Below are 15,099 nucleotides of genomic sequence, written 5' to 3'. Positions count from 1 at the left end.
CGCATCATGCTCCCAATACCGCAAGGAAAGCCGATGACGCCGATAAACCTCAGCCAGAAGCTCTCGACCTTTACCCAGCACTGGTCGCCCCGGATCGTCGGTTCCTTCAACGGCCATGACCTCATGGTCGTCAAGGTGTTGGGGGAGTTCGTTTGGCATGACCACCCCGAGACCGATGACTTCTTCCTTGTCCTGCAGGGCGAGCTCACCATCGACCTTCCCGACGGCGCGGTGGTGCTCGGACCGGGCGAGGTCTTCGTCGTCCCGAAAGGCGTGCAACACCGACCGCGCGCCACGGTGGAAACCCATGTCCTCCTGATCGAGCCCGCGGGCACCCCAAACACGGGGGACCCGGCCACCGCGGCCACCAAGGTCCGCATCTGATGCGCCCCGGACCGCTGAACCTCATCACCGATGTCACGGGCCTGCGGGTCGGGAACGCGGATGACGGTGCCTTGCGCTCCGGCGTCACCGTCCTGACCGCAGACAGCCCCTTCACCGCCGCCGTCCATGTGATGGGCGGCGCGCCCGGGACCCGCGAGACGGACCTCCTCGCCCCGGACAAGCTGGTGCAGGAGGTGGACGCCCTCTTCCTCTCCGGCGGCTCGGCCTTCGGCCTTGATGCCGGAACCGGGGTGATGGCGGGCCTCCGCGCCATGGGCCGGGGTTTCCCGGTCGGCCCGGTACGGGTCCCGATCGTGCCGGGGGCGATCCTCTTCGACCTCCTGAACGGCGGAGAGAAAGCCTGGGACGAAAGCCCCTATCCGGCCCTTGGCCGTGCCGCGCTCGAAAGCGCAGGACCGGACTTTGCCCTCGGCACCGCCGGGGCGGGGTTCGGCGCGCTGACGGGCACGCTGAAGGGTGGCCTTGGCTCGGCCTCGGCCGTCCTGCCCTCGGGCATCACCGTGGGCGCCTTGGTTGCCGTCAACGCGCTCGGCTCCGCCACCGTGGGCGGGACGCCCCATTTCTGGGCCGCCCCATGGGAGGAAGAGTCCGAGTTCGGCGGCCTCGGGCCTGCACCAATGGTCCCGCAGGACGCACCGCTGCCACGCAAGCGCATGGGCGAGGCGACGACCATCGCCATCGTCGCGACCGATGCGGCGCTGACCAAACCGCAGGCCCAGCGCATGGCGGTGGCGGCGCATGACGGCATGGCCCGGGCGCTGGTGCCGTCGCATACGCCGCTGGACGGTGATCTCGTGTTCGGTGTCGCGACCGGGGCGCGGACCTTGCAGGACCCGCTGACCGACGCCTTTCAGATCGGACACGCCGCCGCGACCTGCCTTGCCCGCGCCATCGCACGGGCGGTTTTTCAGGCGCAGGCGATGCCCGGGGACCTTCAGCCAAGCTGGCAGTCGCGCTTCGGGCCAGGGATTAAGAAACGGTAAACGCCCGCAGACAAATCATTGAAAAATATGATTTTTCAGAAGTTGACCACTGTGGTCACCTACCAGCGTTTCAGGGCGTCCTCGTCCGCTTCCTTCGCCGCCACCCAGGTTTCACCCCCATCCCGGCTTTCCTTCTTCCAGAACGGCGCGCGGGATTTGAGGTAGTCCATCAGGAACTCCGCCGCCGCAAAGGCGTCCCCCCGGTGGGGGGCGGCGGTGGCGACCATCATGATCGCCTCCCCCGGTTTCAGGGGCCCGTAGCGGTGGATCACGAGCGCGTCGGCCAGTGTCCAGCGGGTGACAGCCTCTTCCACGATGCCCCGGATCGCCTTTTCGGTCATGCCCGGGTAATGCTCGATCTCCATCCCCGTCAGCCCGCCATCCGGCCGCACGATCCCGGTGAAGGTCACCACCGCCCCGGCCCCGGCCACCCCGGCAGTGAAGGCCGCGACCTCGGCCCCGAGGTCGAAGGGGGCGGGCTGGACGAGGACCCGCATCGGGGTCAGCCCCCGGTCATCGGCGGGAAGAAGGCCACCTCGCGGACGCCTTTCAGTGGCGCGTCGAAGCCGGTCAGTTCCTGATCGAGCGCCACCCGGAGCGAGGAAACATCGGCGAAAGCGGCTGCATAGCGTTCTTCCCGCGCACGCAGTTCATCCACCAGCTCCGCCACCGTCGCAGCCTTCGTCTCCAGCCGTTCCTTCGGCAGGCCGATCCGTTCGCGGACCCAGGCGAAATATAGGACGTCGATCATTTCTCGTCCCTTAAGTAGGGGAGCGATTTCGAGAAGTACTCCCAGCCGGTGATCAGCGTCAAAAGCGCCGCCACCCACAACAAGCCGATCCCCACAAGGTTCGCGTAAGAGGCGCAGTCGCGGTTGCCGCAGGTGCGGATCGCTTCGGCCTGGCCCGCTGCGACGGCGGCCTGGTGCTGTTCGGGGGTCATGCCTTCAAGGGCGAGGGCGTTCAGGTAATCAAGCCCGGTGCCAAGGAAAAGCACTGCGATCGCAATCATTTGCGCGGTCGTCTTCCATTTCGCGAGCTTAGTGACCTTGAGAAGACCAGCCTTTGCCCCAAGGAATTCCCGCAGGCCGGAAACGAAGACCTCGCGGAACAGGATGATCGTAGCGGGCAGGATCAGCCAAGGGTTCATCCCGTTGTAGCCGGTGATGACCATGAGCGCGATCACGACCATCGCCTTGTCGGCGATCGGGTCCATCATCGCGCCGAATTTTGACTCTTGTTTCCAAAGCCTTGCGAGGTAGCCGTCGAACCAGTCGGTCAGCGCCGCGCTGACGAAGAGGGCCAGCGCGAACCAGTCGGCCCAGGGGCGGTGGAAGTAGAGGAACATGACCGCCACGCCGGGGGCCGCAAAGAGGCGGAGGACGGTGAGGGTGTTCGGAAGGTTCCACTGCATGGGGGAATTGGTAGACGATGGGGCGGTGCGGCGGAAGGGGGATCGTCGGGGGCGGACCGGCGGGTTCCGGATGGAGAATGGGGTCGATGACGGAAAAATCGGTGCAACGCCGGGGTGCGCGGGAGATCGGTGTGTTGGAACAAGGGGTTGTTGGGTAGTCGGGTGTCTTCTTTCCGTCTTTCCCGCGTCTTCCTTCCGTCTCTACGCGCGGTGGGGTTCGGGGGCGTTAACCATGCGGGCGAATCGGTGGAGGCCGGGTGCCCCCCACCCCCGGCCCCTCCCCACGGAGGAGGAGGGGGGCGCTTGGGGCTTCTGGTGTGCTGGGTTTGTGGGAGGAGCGCCTGGGGTGGGCGTTGGGTGCTCCGGCGGGGATATTTGGGGACATGAAATGGGGAGAGGTTTTGGCGCATGCGCGTGTATGCGGTGTGGTAGCGTAAGGCGGTGACCTTTCGGACGGGTGGAGCGGGATGAGGGCGGTTTGGGTTGTCGGGGTGATTGCGCTGGTCGCGTTCCTGTCGCTCCGGGGGTGTTTCGGCGGATGGACCACAAGCTGGAACCAGCGGCTGACGCTGGTGATCGAAACGCCGCAGGGCGAAGTGCGAGGGGCGGCGGTGACGCGGGTCACCAAGACGGAGACGAGCGGGTCGCTTGTTCTGCCGGAGGCGCGAGGGGTGCGGTCGAAGGTTCAGGGCGAGGCGGTGGTTGTCGAAGTCGCGCCCGGGAAATTCCTGTTTGCGCTCTTGAGTGGGTCCGGTGAAGAGAAGCGTGACGCCAGTCATTGGGTCTATCCGGCCTATGATCTTGGCTCAGCAGTTGGGGTTGACAGCAGGCCGAGCTATGGAGCGGCAATGATGAAGCTGCGGGCGCAGCCTTACGACACGCCGGTTCTGATGCCGCCTGAAGCATGGCCGATGCTGGTGACGTTTGATGACATCACCAGGCCCGAGACGGTGCGACGGGTAAACCCGGAGGACCTTGCGGCGGTGTTTGGCGAGGGGGTGCGGTTGAAGACGGTGACGCTGGAAATCACGCGGGAGGCGGTGACGGAGGGGCAGGTTGAGGGGGTGTTGGAGTGGTGGTGCAAGAACCGAACCGCAGGTTCATTGAACGACCATCCGAAGTACTTTGGAGTGAATGCCCTGTTTCGAAACATTTCGCCCGGAGATTTTCGAATTGGGGAGTGCGAGTGATCTTGTCACTCCCGCGAAAGCGGGGCTCACAGGCCAAACGCATGGATCCCCGCCTTCGCGGGGATGACAGGTGCGGGGGGTCGGGGTAAACCCCGACCTACGGGTCACCCCTTCGCCGAGAAGTAATCCGCGATGGTTTTGGCCATGGCCTGGGAAATGCCGTCGACGGCTTGCAGGTCTTCGACCCCCGCCCGGGCCACGGCCTTGGCTGACCCGAAATGCTGGAGGAGGGCGCGTTTGCGGGTGGCTCCGATGCCGGGGATGTCGTCGAGGGGGGTCAGGCTCACGGCCTTCGCCCTCTTCGCCCGGTGGGCGCCGATGGCCCAGCGGTGGGCCTCGTCGCGGAGGCGCTGGATGAAGTAGAGGACGGGGTCGTTCCGTTGGAGCGCGAAGGGGCGTTCGCCGGGGCGGTGGAATTCCTCTTTCCCGGCGTCGCGGTCGATGCCCTTGGCGACGCCGACCATCGCGATGTCCTCCACCCCCAGTTCGGACATGATCTCGGCCACGGCTGAGACCTGCCCTGCCCCTCCGTCGATCAGGAGGAGGTCGGGCCACATGTCGGTCTTGCGGTCGGGGTCTTCCTTCAGGAGGCGCTCGAACCGGCGGGTCAGGACTTCCTTCATCATGCCGAAGTCGTCGGAGTTGGCCCCGGCTGCGGTGCGGATGTTGAACTTGCGGTATTGCGATTTCAAGAAGCCTTCGGGCCCGGCGACGATCATGCCGCCGACGGCGTTGGTGCCCTGGATGTGCGAGTTGTCGTAGACCTCGATCCGTTTGGGCGGAGCGTCGAGGTCGAAGGCCTCGGCGAGGCCGGTGAGGAGCTTGTTCTGCGTGGTCGCCTCGGCCATGCGGCGGGCGAGGCTTTCGCGGGCGTTCCGGACCGCGTTTTCCACCAGCTCGGCCTTTTCGCCGCGCTGGGGGACTGTCAGTTCGACCTTTCGGCCGGCGCGGGCGGAGAGCGCCTCGGTCACCAGGTCGGGGTTGTCGACGGGGTGCGACAGGAGGATCAGGCGGGGCGGGTCCTTGTCGTCGTAGAACTGGGTGAGGAAGGCCTCCATGATCTCGGGCTCTTCCGCCCCGGCGCCGGTCTTGGGGTAGAAGTCGCGGTTGCCCCAGCTTTGGTTGGCGCGGATGAAGAAGACCTGCACGCAGGCCTGGCCATGTTCGAGGTGGAGGGCGACGATGTCAGCCTCGGTCACGCCCTGCGGGTTGATGCCCTGGCTTTGCTGGACCTGGGTCAGGGCCTTGATCCGGTCGCGAAGGGCGGCGGCGCGTTCGAACTCCATCGCTTCGGAGGCGGCGGCCATGTCACGGGCGAGGTCGGCCTGGACCGAGGTTGTCTTGCCTTCGAGGAAACGCTTGGCGTCATCGACAAGGCCCGCGTAGCCTTCGGCACTGATCTTGCCGACGCAGGGGGCCGAGCAGCGCTTGATCTGGTATTGCAGGCAGGGGCGGGTGCGGCTGTCGAACATCGCATCCGAGCAGTTCCGCAGAAGAAAGACCTTCTGGAGCTGGTTGAGCGTGCGGTTGACCGCGCCGGCAGAGGCGAAGGGGCCGAAGTAGGCGCCCTTTTCCGACTTCTTGCCGCGGTGCTTCTTGATCTGCGGGAAGGGGTGTTCGGCCGAGATCAGGATGTTCGGGAAGGACTTGTCGTCACGCAGAAGGACGTTGTAGCGCGGCTTCAGCTGCTTGATGAGGTTCTGTTCAAGCAGCAGCGCCTCGAGTTCCGTCCGCGTGGTCAGGAACATCATTGATGCCGTTTCGTGGATCATCCGGGCGATACGACCGGAATGTCCCGAAGGACGCGCATAATTGGAAACGCGGGCCTTCAGGTTCCGCGCCTTGCCGACATAGAGCACCTCGGACGCCGCGTTCAGCATCCGGTAGACGCCGGGCGAGCCGTCCAGCGTGCGGAGGTAATCCTGGATCACCTCATGTCCGGTGCGGGGTTTTTCGTCCATGGGTGTCGATCGGTCGATTCTTGGTCAGGGCTGCACCGAAGTGAGGACGGAGGCAAGGGGAAAGCTGTCCACGGTTTCTGGGGATAACTCTGCGGAGAAGATTTCGGGAAGGCAGAATTTCCGTGGAATCCTGCCAGTTTCGTGAGGTTGCACAAAATTTGGGCGATTTATCAACCTATTGAATTCAAAAGAAAGATTCTCTTGACCGCGGCAAATCCCTGAAATTGCAGATGTTTTATGACGGGTTCGTGACGGGGATGCCGGAAGTGGACAACTTCAAGAGAGCGACGCACCAGGGCTATTCCACGCCGAGGACATCGGGCGTCTGCCAGGCCAGGTGCTGGCCGCCGTCGATGGCGAGGAACTGGCCCGTCACGGCGGGGCTGTCGAGGAAGAACCCAAGCGCGGCGGTGATGTCGGAAGGTCCTGCGCCGCGGCCGAGGACCGTGGCTGCGCGCTGGCGGGCGAAGTGCTGGGCTGACTGGCGCGCGCCCTGAAGGGTGGGGCCAGGTCCGATCGCGTTGACGCGGACATGGGGGGCCAGCCCCTGGGCGGCGGTGCGGGTCAGCGCCCAGAGGCCCATCTTGGCGATGGTGTAGGTCGAGAATTCGGGGGTCAGCTTCAGGATGCGCTGGTCGATCATGTTGACGACAAGGCCCTGGGCGAGGGGCTCTCCGGCTTCGTCGGTCAGGGCCGGGGGGCATTGACGGGCAAAGGCCTGGGTCAGGACGTAAGGCGCGCGGAGGTTGGATTCGATGTGGCGGTCCCAGCTCTCACGGGTGGAAGTGTCGATCCGGTCGTATTCGAAGATCGAGGCACTGTTGACGAGGACGGTGAGCGGGCCCATTGCCGCGGTGACGGCGGGGATCAGGGCCTGCGTCTCGGCCTCGACCAGAAGGTCGGCGCGGAAGGCCTGGGCGCGGCGGCCCATGGCGCGGATCTCGGCCACCACACCCTCGGCCTCATCAGTGGAAGAGGCGTAGTGGACCGCGACGTCGTGGCCCCTCTGCGCTAGGTAAAGCGCCATGGCGCGCCCCAGCCGCTTGCCTGCCCCGGTCACCAGTGCCGTCATTTCCGCTTGCCCCCGCAGTCGCATGTCGAACGACCGATCAGGTAGCGCCCGCATTTGGCGCAGACAGGGGGGGATGCCTTCTTTCGCAGCACCTTGGGCATCGCGCCCGGGAAGAGTGCGCGGCCGATGAGGGCGATCAGCACCATCGCACCGAGGAAGACGATGATGGTCTTCAGAAGCATGTCAGAGGCCGTAGCGCGCCCAGAGCGCCCGATCCTCGACCGCGCCGAGGGTTTCATCGACGAGGGAAAGGCCGAGGCGCTGGAAAAGGCTGCGCCGGCGGCCGAGGGGGACGAGCTTAACCTTCTCGCCGTAAACCGACTTCAGCTGGGGCACCAGATGCGCCACTCCGTCGGCAAGGCCGAGGTCGACCGCCTGCTGGCCGACCCAGATGTCGGCGTTGAAGAGATCGGCGTCTTCCTTCAGCCGCTTGCCGCGGGCGTGTTTCACATGGTCGATGAAGGCCTGATGGATCGGGGTCTGCAGGGCCTTGAGACGTTCCACGTCCTCCGGCTTTTGCGGCAGGAAGGGGTCGGCAAAGCTTTTCGACCGGCCGGCGGTGACGACGCGGCGTTCGACACCCTGGCGGGCCATGAGTTCGGGGAAACCGAAGGAGGCGAAGATCACGCCGATCGACCCGACGATGCTGCTCTGGTCCACCCAGATGTCATCCGCCGCGCAGGCAAGCCAGTAGCCGCCGGAGGCCGCGACATCCTCGACAAACGCGTGGACGGGCACCTTCTTTTCATCCGCCAGCCGCCGGATGCGGGCGGCGATGAGCGAGGATTGCACCGCTGACCCGCCGGGAGAGTTGATCTGAAGCGCCACGGCGGCGGGCTTCAGCTTGAACGCCTTTTCAATGAGGGGTGCCAGCGCCTCATCATTCAGGGAGCGGGTGCCGGTGCCGATGGTGCCGCCAAGGCGGATCACGGGGACCAGGGGGGGCTTGGGCAGGAAGGGGAGGAAGCGTCGCATTGCGAAGAGGTAAGGCGTGCGGGGCTTGCGGGCAAGGGCGGGGCGCGGCAGGCTGCGGTAATGATCGACAAGCTGGAAATGTTCATCGCGCTGGCGAAGGAACGGCATTTCGGCCGGGCGGCCGAGGTTTGCGGGGTGACGCAGCCTTCGCTATCCAGCGCGATCCGGCAGCTGGAGGATCAGCTGGGCGTGCAGCTGGTGTTCCGGGGCAGCCGGTTCCAGGGGCTGACGCCGGAGGGTCAGAGGGTGCTTGACCGGGCCTTGGGCATCGTGGGCGACGTCCGCGCGCTGAAGGACGAGATGCGGGTGGTCCGCTCAGGCCTGTCGGGCAACCTGCGGCTGGGGGTGATCCCAACGGCGCTGCCGATGGTGGCCGACCTGACGGGGCCTTTCACACAGCGCCACCCGAATGTGCGGGTGTCGATCCTTTCGCGGACGAGTGTGGAGATCCTGACCGGGATCGAGGCGCTGGATCTGGAGGCGGGGATCACCTACCTGGACAACGAACCGCTGGGCCGGGTGGCGCAGGTGCCGCTTTATACCGAGTTCTACCGGCTTCTGATCGCGCCGGGCTCGGAACTGGCGGGGCGGCGGCAGGTGAGTTGGGGGGAACTGGCCAGCGTGCCCCTGTGCCTTCTGACCTCGGACATGCAGAACCGGCGGATCGTGAACCAGCACCTGGGCGAGGCCGGTGTTTCTGCCGCGCCGATGATCGAGTCGAACTCGACCATGGCGCTGGTGGCGCATGTGCTGACCGGGCGGTGGGCCAGCGTGGTGCCAAAAAAGCTGGCCGACATGTTCGTTGCGGACGGGCGGCTGCATTCTATCCCCATCGTCGAGCCGGAGGCGGAGCATACGGTCGGCCTGATCGCGGCGCGGCGCGACCCGCAGACTCCGGTCTTGCAGGCGCTGGTGGATGAGGCGGTGCGGCTGTTTCGATAGATGGTGTCTATCGTCTGACGATATATCGACATTGATCCGTCTATCAATCGGCGTATACCAAGGCATGCCAGCCAGAGGTTGCCCGCATGCTCGATTCCCATACCCAATCCGACCGGATCGCCGAGATCCTTGAAGCCCATCAGGGGCTGGAGGGTCCGCTGCTGCCGATCCTGCATGCGGTGCAGCACGCCTTCGGATACATCCCGCAAGAGGCCATCCCGCAGATCGCCAAGGCGCTGATGCTGTCGAAGGCCGAAGTGCATGGGGTAGTCAGCTTCTACCACGACTTCCGCGAAAAGCCCGCGGGGCGGCATGTGCTGAAGCTATGCCGGGCCGAGGCCTGCCAGACGATGGGCGGCGACCGGGTGGCCGATGCGGTGAAGGCGGCGCTGGGGATCGACTGGCACGAGACGACGCCGGATGGCCGCGTGACGCTGGAGCCGGTGTTCTGCCTGGGGCTGTGCGCCTGCGGACCGGCGGCGATGGTCGACGGGCGGCTTGTGGGTCGCTGCGATGCCTCGGTGGTGGCGGAGGTGGCGAAATGAAGGTTTTCGTTCCGCTGGATTCGGTTGCTGTTGCGCTTGGGGCTGACGGGCTGGTTGCGGCCATTCAGGCCGAGGCGTCGCGCCGCGGTGTTGCGGTTGAGGTCGTGCGGAATGGGTCGCGCGGGATGGTCTGGCTGGAGCCGCTGGTCGAGGTGGTGACGGACGCGGGCCGGGTGGGGTTCGGGCCGATGACCATGGCCGATGTGCCGGGGCTGTTCGGTGACCTCGTGTCGCATCCCAAGGCGCTGGGGCTGGTCGAGGAACTGCCCTGGATGAAGGGGCAGACGCGGCTGACCTTCGCCCGCGTCGGGGTGATCGATCCCCTGTCGCTGGAGGATTACCGCGCGCATGGCGGCCTGGTCGGGCTGGAGCGGGCCAAGGGCATGTCAAAAGCCGAGATCGTGGCCGAGGTGACCGAGTCCGGGCTACGCGGCCGTGGCGGCGCGGGCTTTCCGACGGGCATCAAGTGGAAGACCGTCTCGGAAGCGCCGGGCGAGCAGAAGTACATCGTCTGCAACGCGGACGAGGGCGACAGCGCCACCTTTGCCGACCGGATGCTGATGGAGGGCGATCCCTTCACGCTGATCGAAGGCATGGCGATTGCCGGTTTGGCCTGCGGGGCGACCAAGGGGTATGTGTATATCCGTTCGGAATACCCTGTGGCGATCCGGGTGATGGACACCGCTGTGCGGATTGCGCGGGAAGCGGGCGTGCTGGGGCCGCAGTTCGACATGGAAATCCGCGTTGGTGCGGGGGCCTATGTCTGCGGCGAAGAGACGTCGCTGCTGAACAGCCTGGAAGGCAAACGCGGCGTGGTGCGTGCCAAGCCGCCGCTGCCCGCGCTGCAGGGGTTCATGGGCCGGCCGACGGTGGTGAACAACGTGATCTCGCTGGCCTCGGTGCCGGTGATCATGGCCAGGGGCGCGGCGTTCTATAAGGACTTCGGGCTGGGGCGGTCTCGCGGGACGATCCCGCTGCAGATCGCCGGGAACGTGAAGTACGGCGGGCTTTACGAGGTGGCCTTCGGGCTGACGCTGGGCCAGATCGTGAATGAAATCGGCGGGGGCACCGCCTCGGGCCGGCCGGTGAAGGCGGTGCAGGTGGGGGGGCCGCTGGGGGCCTGGTTCCCGCCGTCGCTGTTCGATACGCCCTTCGGGTATGAGGAGTTCGGCGCGAAAGAGGGCCTGATCGGCCACGCCGGCCTGACCATTGCCGACGACACGGTGGACATGCTGCAGATGGCCCGCTTCGCGATGGAGTTCTGTGCGATCGAGTCCTGCGGGAAGTGCACGCCCTGCCGGATCGGCTCCACCCGTGGGGTTGAGACCATCGACCGGCTGGCGCGGGGCGATGCTTCTGCGATGCCGATCCTGACCGACCTCTGCAACACGATGAAATTCGGCTCGCTCTGCGCGCTGGGCGGGTTCACGCCCTATCCGGTGATGTCGGCGATCACCCATTTCCCGGATGACTTCGCCCGCGCGAAGGAGGCTGCGGAATGACCGACGTCAAAGGCCCGGCTTCATACTTCCCGTCCATCGAGAAGAAATACGGTCAGCCGATGAGCCATTGGTTCGACCAGATCAGGGACAAACTTGACCTGCCGCACATGCAGATCGTCGCTTTCCTGAAAGACACCCACGCGATGGGCCATGGCCACGCCAACGCCATCGTCGCCCACCAGCTTGCCGCCAAGAAAGGGAACTAGGATGAAGGACTTCAAGGATTTCATCATCCCCGACCGCGACTTCGGCACCCCGGCCGCAAAGTCGAAGACGATGGTCACGCTGACCATCGACGGTTTCGATGTGACGGTTCCGGAAGGGACCAGCATCATGCGGGCGGCGGCGGAGATCGGGATTTCGGTGCCGAAGCTTTGCGCGACCGACAGCGTGGATGCCTTCGGGTCCTGCCGCCTCTGCCTGGTGGAGATCGAGGGGCGGAACGGGACGCCTGCAAGCTGCACCACGCCGGTCGCGCCGGGGATCAAGGTTCACACCCAGAACGCCAAGCTGAAGCAGCTGCGGCGCGGGGTGATGGAGCTTTACATCTCGGACCATCCGCTGGACTGCCTGACCTGTTCTGCGAACGGCGACTGTGAGTTGCAGGACATGGCGGGGGCCGTGGGGCTGCGCGATGTGCGGTATGAGGCAGTGGAGACCCATTTCAAGCCGCGCAACACTTCCGGCGAGGCGAACCCGCTTTACATCCCGCGCGACGATTCCAACCCGTACTTCAGCTATGACCCGCAGAAATGCATCGTCTGCTCGCGCTGCGTGCGGGCCTGCGAGGAAGTGCAGGGGACCTTCGCGCTGACCATCGAGGGGCGCGGGTTTGACAGCCGGGTGTCGTTCGGGGCGAAGACGGACAATGCGCTGGCCTCGGACTGCGTCAGCTGCGGTGCCTGCGTGCAGGCCTGCCCGACGGCGACGCTGCAGGAGAAGTCGGTGATCGAGATCGGGACTCCAGACCGCAGCATCATCACCACCTGCGCCTATTGCGGGGTGGGCTGTTCGTTCAAAGCGGAAATGCGCGGCGATGAGCTGGTGCGGATGACGCCCTACAAGCACGGCAAGGCCAACCGGGGCCATTCCTGCGTCAAGGGCCGCTTCGCCTATGGCTACGCGACGCACCAGGACCGCATCCTGAAGCCGATGATCCGCGAGACGATTTCGGAGCCGTGGCGGGAAGTGTCTTGGGCCGAGGCGATGGAGTTCGCCGCCGCCAAGATGAAGGGCATCCAGGCCAAGTACGGGCGGAATTCGGTGGGGGTCATCACCTCGTCGCGCTGCACGAACGAAGAGGCCTACCTTGTCCAGAAGCTGACCCGTGCGGTGTTCATGAACAACAACACCGACACCTGCGCGCGGGTGTGCCATTCGCCCACCGGCTATGGGCTGGGGCAGACCTTTGGCACCAGTGCCGGGACGCAGGACTTCGATTCGGTCGAAGAAGCCGACGTCATCATGGTGATCGGCGCTAACCCACATGCGGGGCACCCGGTGTTCGCCTCCCGCATGAAGAAGCGGCTGCGCAAGGGGGCGAAGCTGATCGTCGTCGACCCGCGTCGCACGGAAACCGTGGAAGGCCCGCACTACAAGGCCGCGCATCACCTGGCGCTGACACCGGGGACGAACGTGGCGGTGGTTTCGGCCATCGCGCATGTGATCGTGACCGAGAAGCTGTACAACGAAGAGTTCATCCGCAGCCGCTGCGACTGGGACGAGTTCCAGGACTATGCGGAGTTCATCAGCGCGCCCAACCACTCGCCCGAAGCGGTGGAACTGGTGACGGGCGTCCCGGCCGAGGAAATCCGTCAGGCGGCGCGGCTGTACGCGACCGGCGGCAATGCGGCGATCTACTATGGGCTGGGCGTGACCGAGCATTCGCAGGGGTCCACCACCGTCATCGGCATCGCCAACCTTGCGATGCTGACCGGCAACATCGGGCGGCGCGGCGTAGGGGTGAACCCGCTGCGGGGGCAGAACAACGTGCAGGGGTCCTGCGACATGGGGTCCTTCCCGCATGAGCTGCCGGGCTACCGCCACGTGAAGAACCCCGAGGTCCGCGCGATCTATGAAAAGGCCTGGGGCGTCACGCTGGACCCGGAGCCGGGCCTGCGCATCCCGAACATGCTGGACGCGGCGGTCGAAGGCACCTTCAAGGGCCTTTACTGCCAGGGTGAGGACATCCTGCAATCCGACCCCGACACCCACCACGTCGCGGCGGGTCTGGCGGCGATGGAATGCGTGATCGTCCACGACCTCTTCCTGAACGAAACCGCGAACTACGCCCACGTGTTCTTCCCAGGCTCCAGCTTCCTGGAGAAGGACGGCACCTTCACCAACGCCGAGCGTCGGATCAACATGGTCCGCAAGGTGATGGCACCGAAGCAGGGTTACGCCGACTGGGAAGTGACCCAGATGTTCGCCAACGCGATGGGCGCGAACTGGGGCTACACCCACCCCAGCCAGATCATGGACGAGATCGCGATGACCACCCCGTCCTTCGCGGGCGTGACCTATGAGAAGATCGAGACGATGGGCTCAATCCAGTGGCCCTGCAACGAGAAGGCGCCGGAAGGCACGCCGCTGATGCACATCGACGGCTTCGTGCGCGGCAAGGGCAAGTTCATCCGCACCGAATATGTGGCGACGGATGAGAAGACCGGGCCGCGCTTCCCGCTGCTGCTGACCACTGGGCGCATCCTGAGCCAGTACAACGTCGGCGCGCAGACGCGGCGGACGGCGAACGTGGTCTGGCATGACGAGGACGTGCTGGAGATCCACCCGCATGATGCCGAGAACCGGGGCATCCGGGAAGGTGACTATGTGCGGCTGGCCAGCCGGTCGGGGGAAACGACGTTGCGGGCGACGATCACCGACAAGGTCAGCCCCGGCGTGGTCTACACGACCTTCCACTTCCCAGGGACGCAGGCGAACGTCATCACGACGGACTTCAGCGACTGGGCGACGAACTGCCCGGAGTACAAGGTGACGGCGGTGCAGGTCAGCCCGTCCAACGGGCCGACCGAGTGGCAGAAGGAATACGAGGCCCAGGCCGCCCTGTCGCGCCGGATCCTGGCCGCGGAATGAAAGGCGCGCGGCCAACCCCTCGGCTGGTGTTCGGGTCTTCGGTTGCCGCCGGAGAACGGGTGCTGCCCGAGGAAGTGGCCATCGCGCTGTCGTTCAACGGGACGACGCAGGCGGTGATGATGGCAACACCGGCGGACCTGGAGGATTTCGGGGTCGGCTTTGCTCTGACCGAGGGGATCGCCCGGCCGGATGAGATCCTGTCGGTCGAGGTGGTCGAGGTCCCCCGGGGCCGCGACGTGCAGGTCTGGCTGACGCCAGAGGCCGAGGCGAGGCTGGCCGCGCGGCGGCGGGTGATGGCGGGGCCGGTGGGTTGCGGCCTCTGCGGGATCGATTCCATCGATCAGGCGCTGCGCGACGTGCCGGCGGTTGCGCCCAACGGCTTTCGGATGACGCCGTCGCAGGTCCTGCAGGCGGTGGCAGAGCTTCCCGGAGAGCAGCGGCTGCATGATGCGACCCGGGCGGTGCATGGCGCGGCGTTCTGGAATGGCCACGTGCTTCTGGCACGCGAGGATGTGGGGCGGCACAACGCGCTCGACAAGCTGGTCGGGGCGATGGCGCTCGCAGGCAATCGGCCGGTCGGGGCCGTGGTGCTGACCTCTCGCGTTTCGACCGACATGGTGCAGAAGGTCGCCATGCTGGGGGCGCCGATGATCATTGCCGTTTCGGCCCCGACCGTGGCGGCGGTGGAACTGGCCGAGGCGGCGGGGATCACCCTGGTCGCCCTGGCGAAGGGCGAGAGGTTCGAAGTCTTCTCGCATACGGATCGGATCGTGACGGAGGTGGCCCATGTCGGCTGAAAAGATCACGCGCATGGCGAACGACATCGCGAAGTTCATGGAATCGAAACCCCATGACGAGGGCGTTACGCTGTTCGCCGCCCATATCAACGACTTCTGGGACCCGCGGATGCGGCGGCAGCTGTTCGAGATCGTCGATGCCGGGGGTGCGGGCCTGCGGCCGCTGGTCTTGGACGCAGCCGCAAGCATCCGCCGGCCCGTTGCGGCCTGATACCGTACCG

General features: G+C 65.8%; 17 protein-coding genes. 10 read left to right on the top strand and 7 right to left on the bottom strand.

All coding sequences use genetic code 11. From position 1 onward, the window contains the following. Window positions 1-33 precede the first annotated feature (33 nt). Both AC2D9V_RS06875 and AC2D9V_RS06870 read left to right on the top strand, forming a co-directional pair. On the top strand, window positions 34-384 hold the full coding sequence (locus tag AC2D9V_RS06875) for a cupin domain-containing protein (protein ID WP_484713284.1): 351 nt from the start codon (window positions 34-36) through the stop codon (window positions 382-384). Continuing rightward, the gene (locus AC2D9V_RS06870; RefSeq protein WP_484713283.1) at window positions 384-1,388 is read left to right on the top strand and encodes a P1 family peptidase; all 1,005 of its coding nucleotides are present in this window, start codon (window positions 384-386) and stop codon (window positions 1,386-1,388) included. Before AC2D9V_RS06875 ends, AC2D9V_RS06870 begins: the two co-directional genes overlap by 1 nt. A gap of 59 nt (window positions 1,389-1,447) precedes the next feature. On the opposite strand, the gene AC2D9V_RS06865 is transcribed toward AC2D9V_RS06870, so the two are convergent. The 3 genes from AC2D9V_RS06865 to pgsA are packed head-to-tail and all read right to left on the bottom strand — an operon-like array spanning window position 1,448 to window position 2,801. Then, on the bottom strand, window positions 1,448-1,885 hold the full coding sequence (locus tag AC2D9V_RS06865) for a molybdenum cofactor biosynthesis protein MoaE (protein ID WP_484713282.1): 438 nt from the start codon (window positions 1,883-1,885) through the stop codon (window positions 1,448-1,450). A 5-nt stretch (window positions 1,886-1,890) separates the two neighbouring features. Continuing rightward, on the bottom strand, window positions 1,891-2,139 hold the full coding sequence (moaD, locus tag AC2D9V_RS06860) for a molybdopterin converting factor subunit 1 (RefSeq protein ID WP_484713281.1): 249 nt from the start codon (window positions 2,137-2,139) through the stop codon (window positions 1,891-1,893). Next, window positions 2,136-2,801: a CDP-diacylglycerol--glycerol-3-phosphate 3-phosphatidyltransferase gene (gene pgsA, locus AC2D9V_RS06855; RefSeq protein ID WP_484713280.1), complete on the bottom strand. Its 666-nt coding sequence runs from the start codon at window positions 2,799-2,801 to the stop codon at window positions 2,136-2,138. Before pgsA ends, moaD begins: the two co-directional genes overlap by 4 nt. A gap of 491 nt (window positions 2,802-3,292) precedes the next feature. Here pgsA and AC2D9V_RS06850 point away from each other — a divergent pair, with 491 nt between their 5' ends. Beyond that, complete coding sequence (locus AC2D9V_RS06850) at window positions 3,293-3,991, top strand: hypothetical protein (protein ID WP_484713279.1); 699 nt, start codon at window positions 3,293-3,295, stop codon at window positions 3,989-3,991. 104 nt (window positions 3,992-4,095) lie between these two features. Here AC2D9V_RS06850 and uvrC read toward each other — a convergent pair whose 3' ends face one another. The 4 genes from uvrC to AC2D9V_RS06830 form a co-directional block, all read right to left on the bottom strand. Beyond that, window positions 4,096-5,952 carry an excinuclease ABC subunit UvrC gene (gene uvrC, locus AC2D9V_RS06845; protein WP_484713278.1) on the bottom strand — a complete coding sequence of 619 codons (1,857 nt, stop codon included), beginning with the start codon at window positions 5,950-5,952 and terminating at the stop codon, window positions 4,096-4,098. A gap of 298 nt (window positions 5,953-6,250) precedes the next feature. After that, window positions 6,251-7,024, bottom strand: a complete 774-nt coding sequence (locus AC2D9V_RS06840; protein WP_484713277.1) for an SDR family oxidoreductase — start codon at window positions 7,022-7,024, stop codon at window positions 6,251-6,253. Then, window positions 7,021-7,206: a hypothetical protein gene (locus tag AC2D9V_RS06835; protein ID WP_484713276.1), complete on the bottom strand. Its 186-nt coding sequence runs from the start codon at window positions 7,204-7,206 to the stop codon at window positions 7,021-7,023. The genes AC2D9V_RS06840 and AC2D9V_RS06835 overlap by 4 nt, the downstream gene beginning before the upstream one ends. Window position 7,207: 1 nt before the next feature. Continuing rightward, window positions 7,208-7,999, bottom strand: coding sequence for a S49 family peptidase (locus AC2D9V_RS06830; RefSeq protein ID WP_484713275.1), 792 nt, complete (start codon window positions 7,997-7,999; stop codon window positions 7,208-7,210). A 60-nt stretch (window positions 8,000-8,059) separates the two neighbouring features. Between AC2D9V_RS06830 and AC2D9V_RS06825 the strand changes: the two genes are divergently transcribed. The 7 genes from AC2D9V_RS06825 (at window position 8,060) to AC2D9V_RS06795 (ending at window position 15,089) form a co-directional block, all read left to right on the top strand. Continuing rightward, window positions 8,060-8,941, top strand: a complete 882-nt coding sequence (locus AC2D9V_RS06825) for a LysR family transcriptional regulator (protein ID WP_484713274.1) — start codon at window positions 8,060-8,062, stop codon at window positions 8,939-8,941. An 86-nt stretch (window positions 8,942-9,027) separates the two neighbouring features. Continuing rightward, the gene (locus AC2D9V_RS06820) at window positions 9,028-9,486 is read left to right on the top strand and encodes a formate dehydrogenase subunit gamma (RefSeq protein ID WP_484713273.1); all 459 of its coding nucleotides are present in this window, start codon (window positions 9,028-9,030) and stop codon (window positions 9,484-9,486) included. Then, complete coding sequence (locus tag AC2D9V_RS06815; protein ID WP_484713272.1) at window positions 9,483-10,988, top strand: formate dehydrogenase beta subunit; 1,506 nt, start codon at window positions 9,483-9,485, stop codon at window positions 10,986-10,988. Before AC2D9V_RS06820 ends, AC2D9V_RS06815 begins: the two co-directional genes overlap by 4 nt. After that, on the top strand, window positions 10,985-11,194 hold the full coding sequence (locus tag AC2D9V_RS06810; RefSeq protein WP_484713271.1) for a DUF4287 domain-containing protein: 210 nt from the start codon (window positions 10,985-10,987) through the stop codon (window positions 11,192-11,194). The genes AC2D9V_RS06815 and AC2D9V_RS06810 overlap by 4 nt, the downstream gene beginning before the upstream one ends. Window position 11,195: 1 nt before the next feature. Further along, window positions 11,196-14,081: a formate dehydrogenase subunit alpha gene (gene fdhF, locus AC2D9V_RS06805; RefSeq protein WP_484713270.1), complete on the top strand. Its 2,886-nt coding sequence runs from the start codon at window positions 11,196-11,198 to the stop codon at window positions 14,079-14,081. Continuing rightward, window positions 14,078-14,878 (top strand): formate dehydrogenase accessory sulfurtransferase FdhD, encoded by an 801-nt coding sequence (gene fdhD / locus AC2D9V_RS06800; protein WP_484713269.1) that lies wholly within the window; start codon window positions 14,078-14,080, stop codon window positions 14,876-14,878. The genes fdhF and fdhD overlap by 4 nt, the downstream gene beginning before the upstream one ends. Beyond that, on the top strand, window positions 14,868-15,089 hold the full coding sequence (locus AC2D9V_RS06795) for a formate dehydrogenase subunit delta (protein WP_484713268.1): 222 nt from the start codon (window positions 14,868-14,870) through the stop codon (window positions 15,087-15,089). The genes fdhD and AC2D9V_RS06795 overlap by 11 nt, the downstream gene beginning before the upstream one ends. The last annotated feature ends 10 nt before the right edge of the window (window positions 15,090-15,099 follow it).

Source organism: Tabrizicola sp. T46 (genome assembly GCF_057219895.1).
Note: the sequence above shows the minus strand (reverse complement) of the source record. Positions and strands in the feature narration are given on the sequence as shown.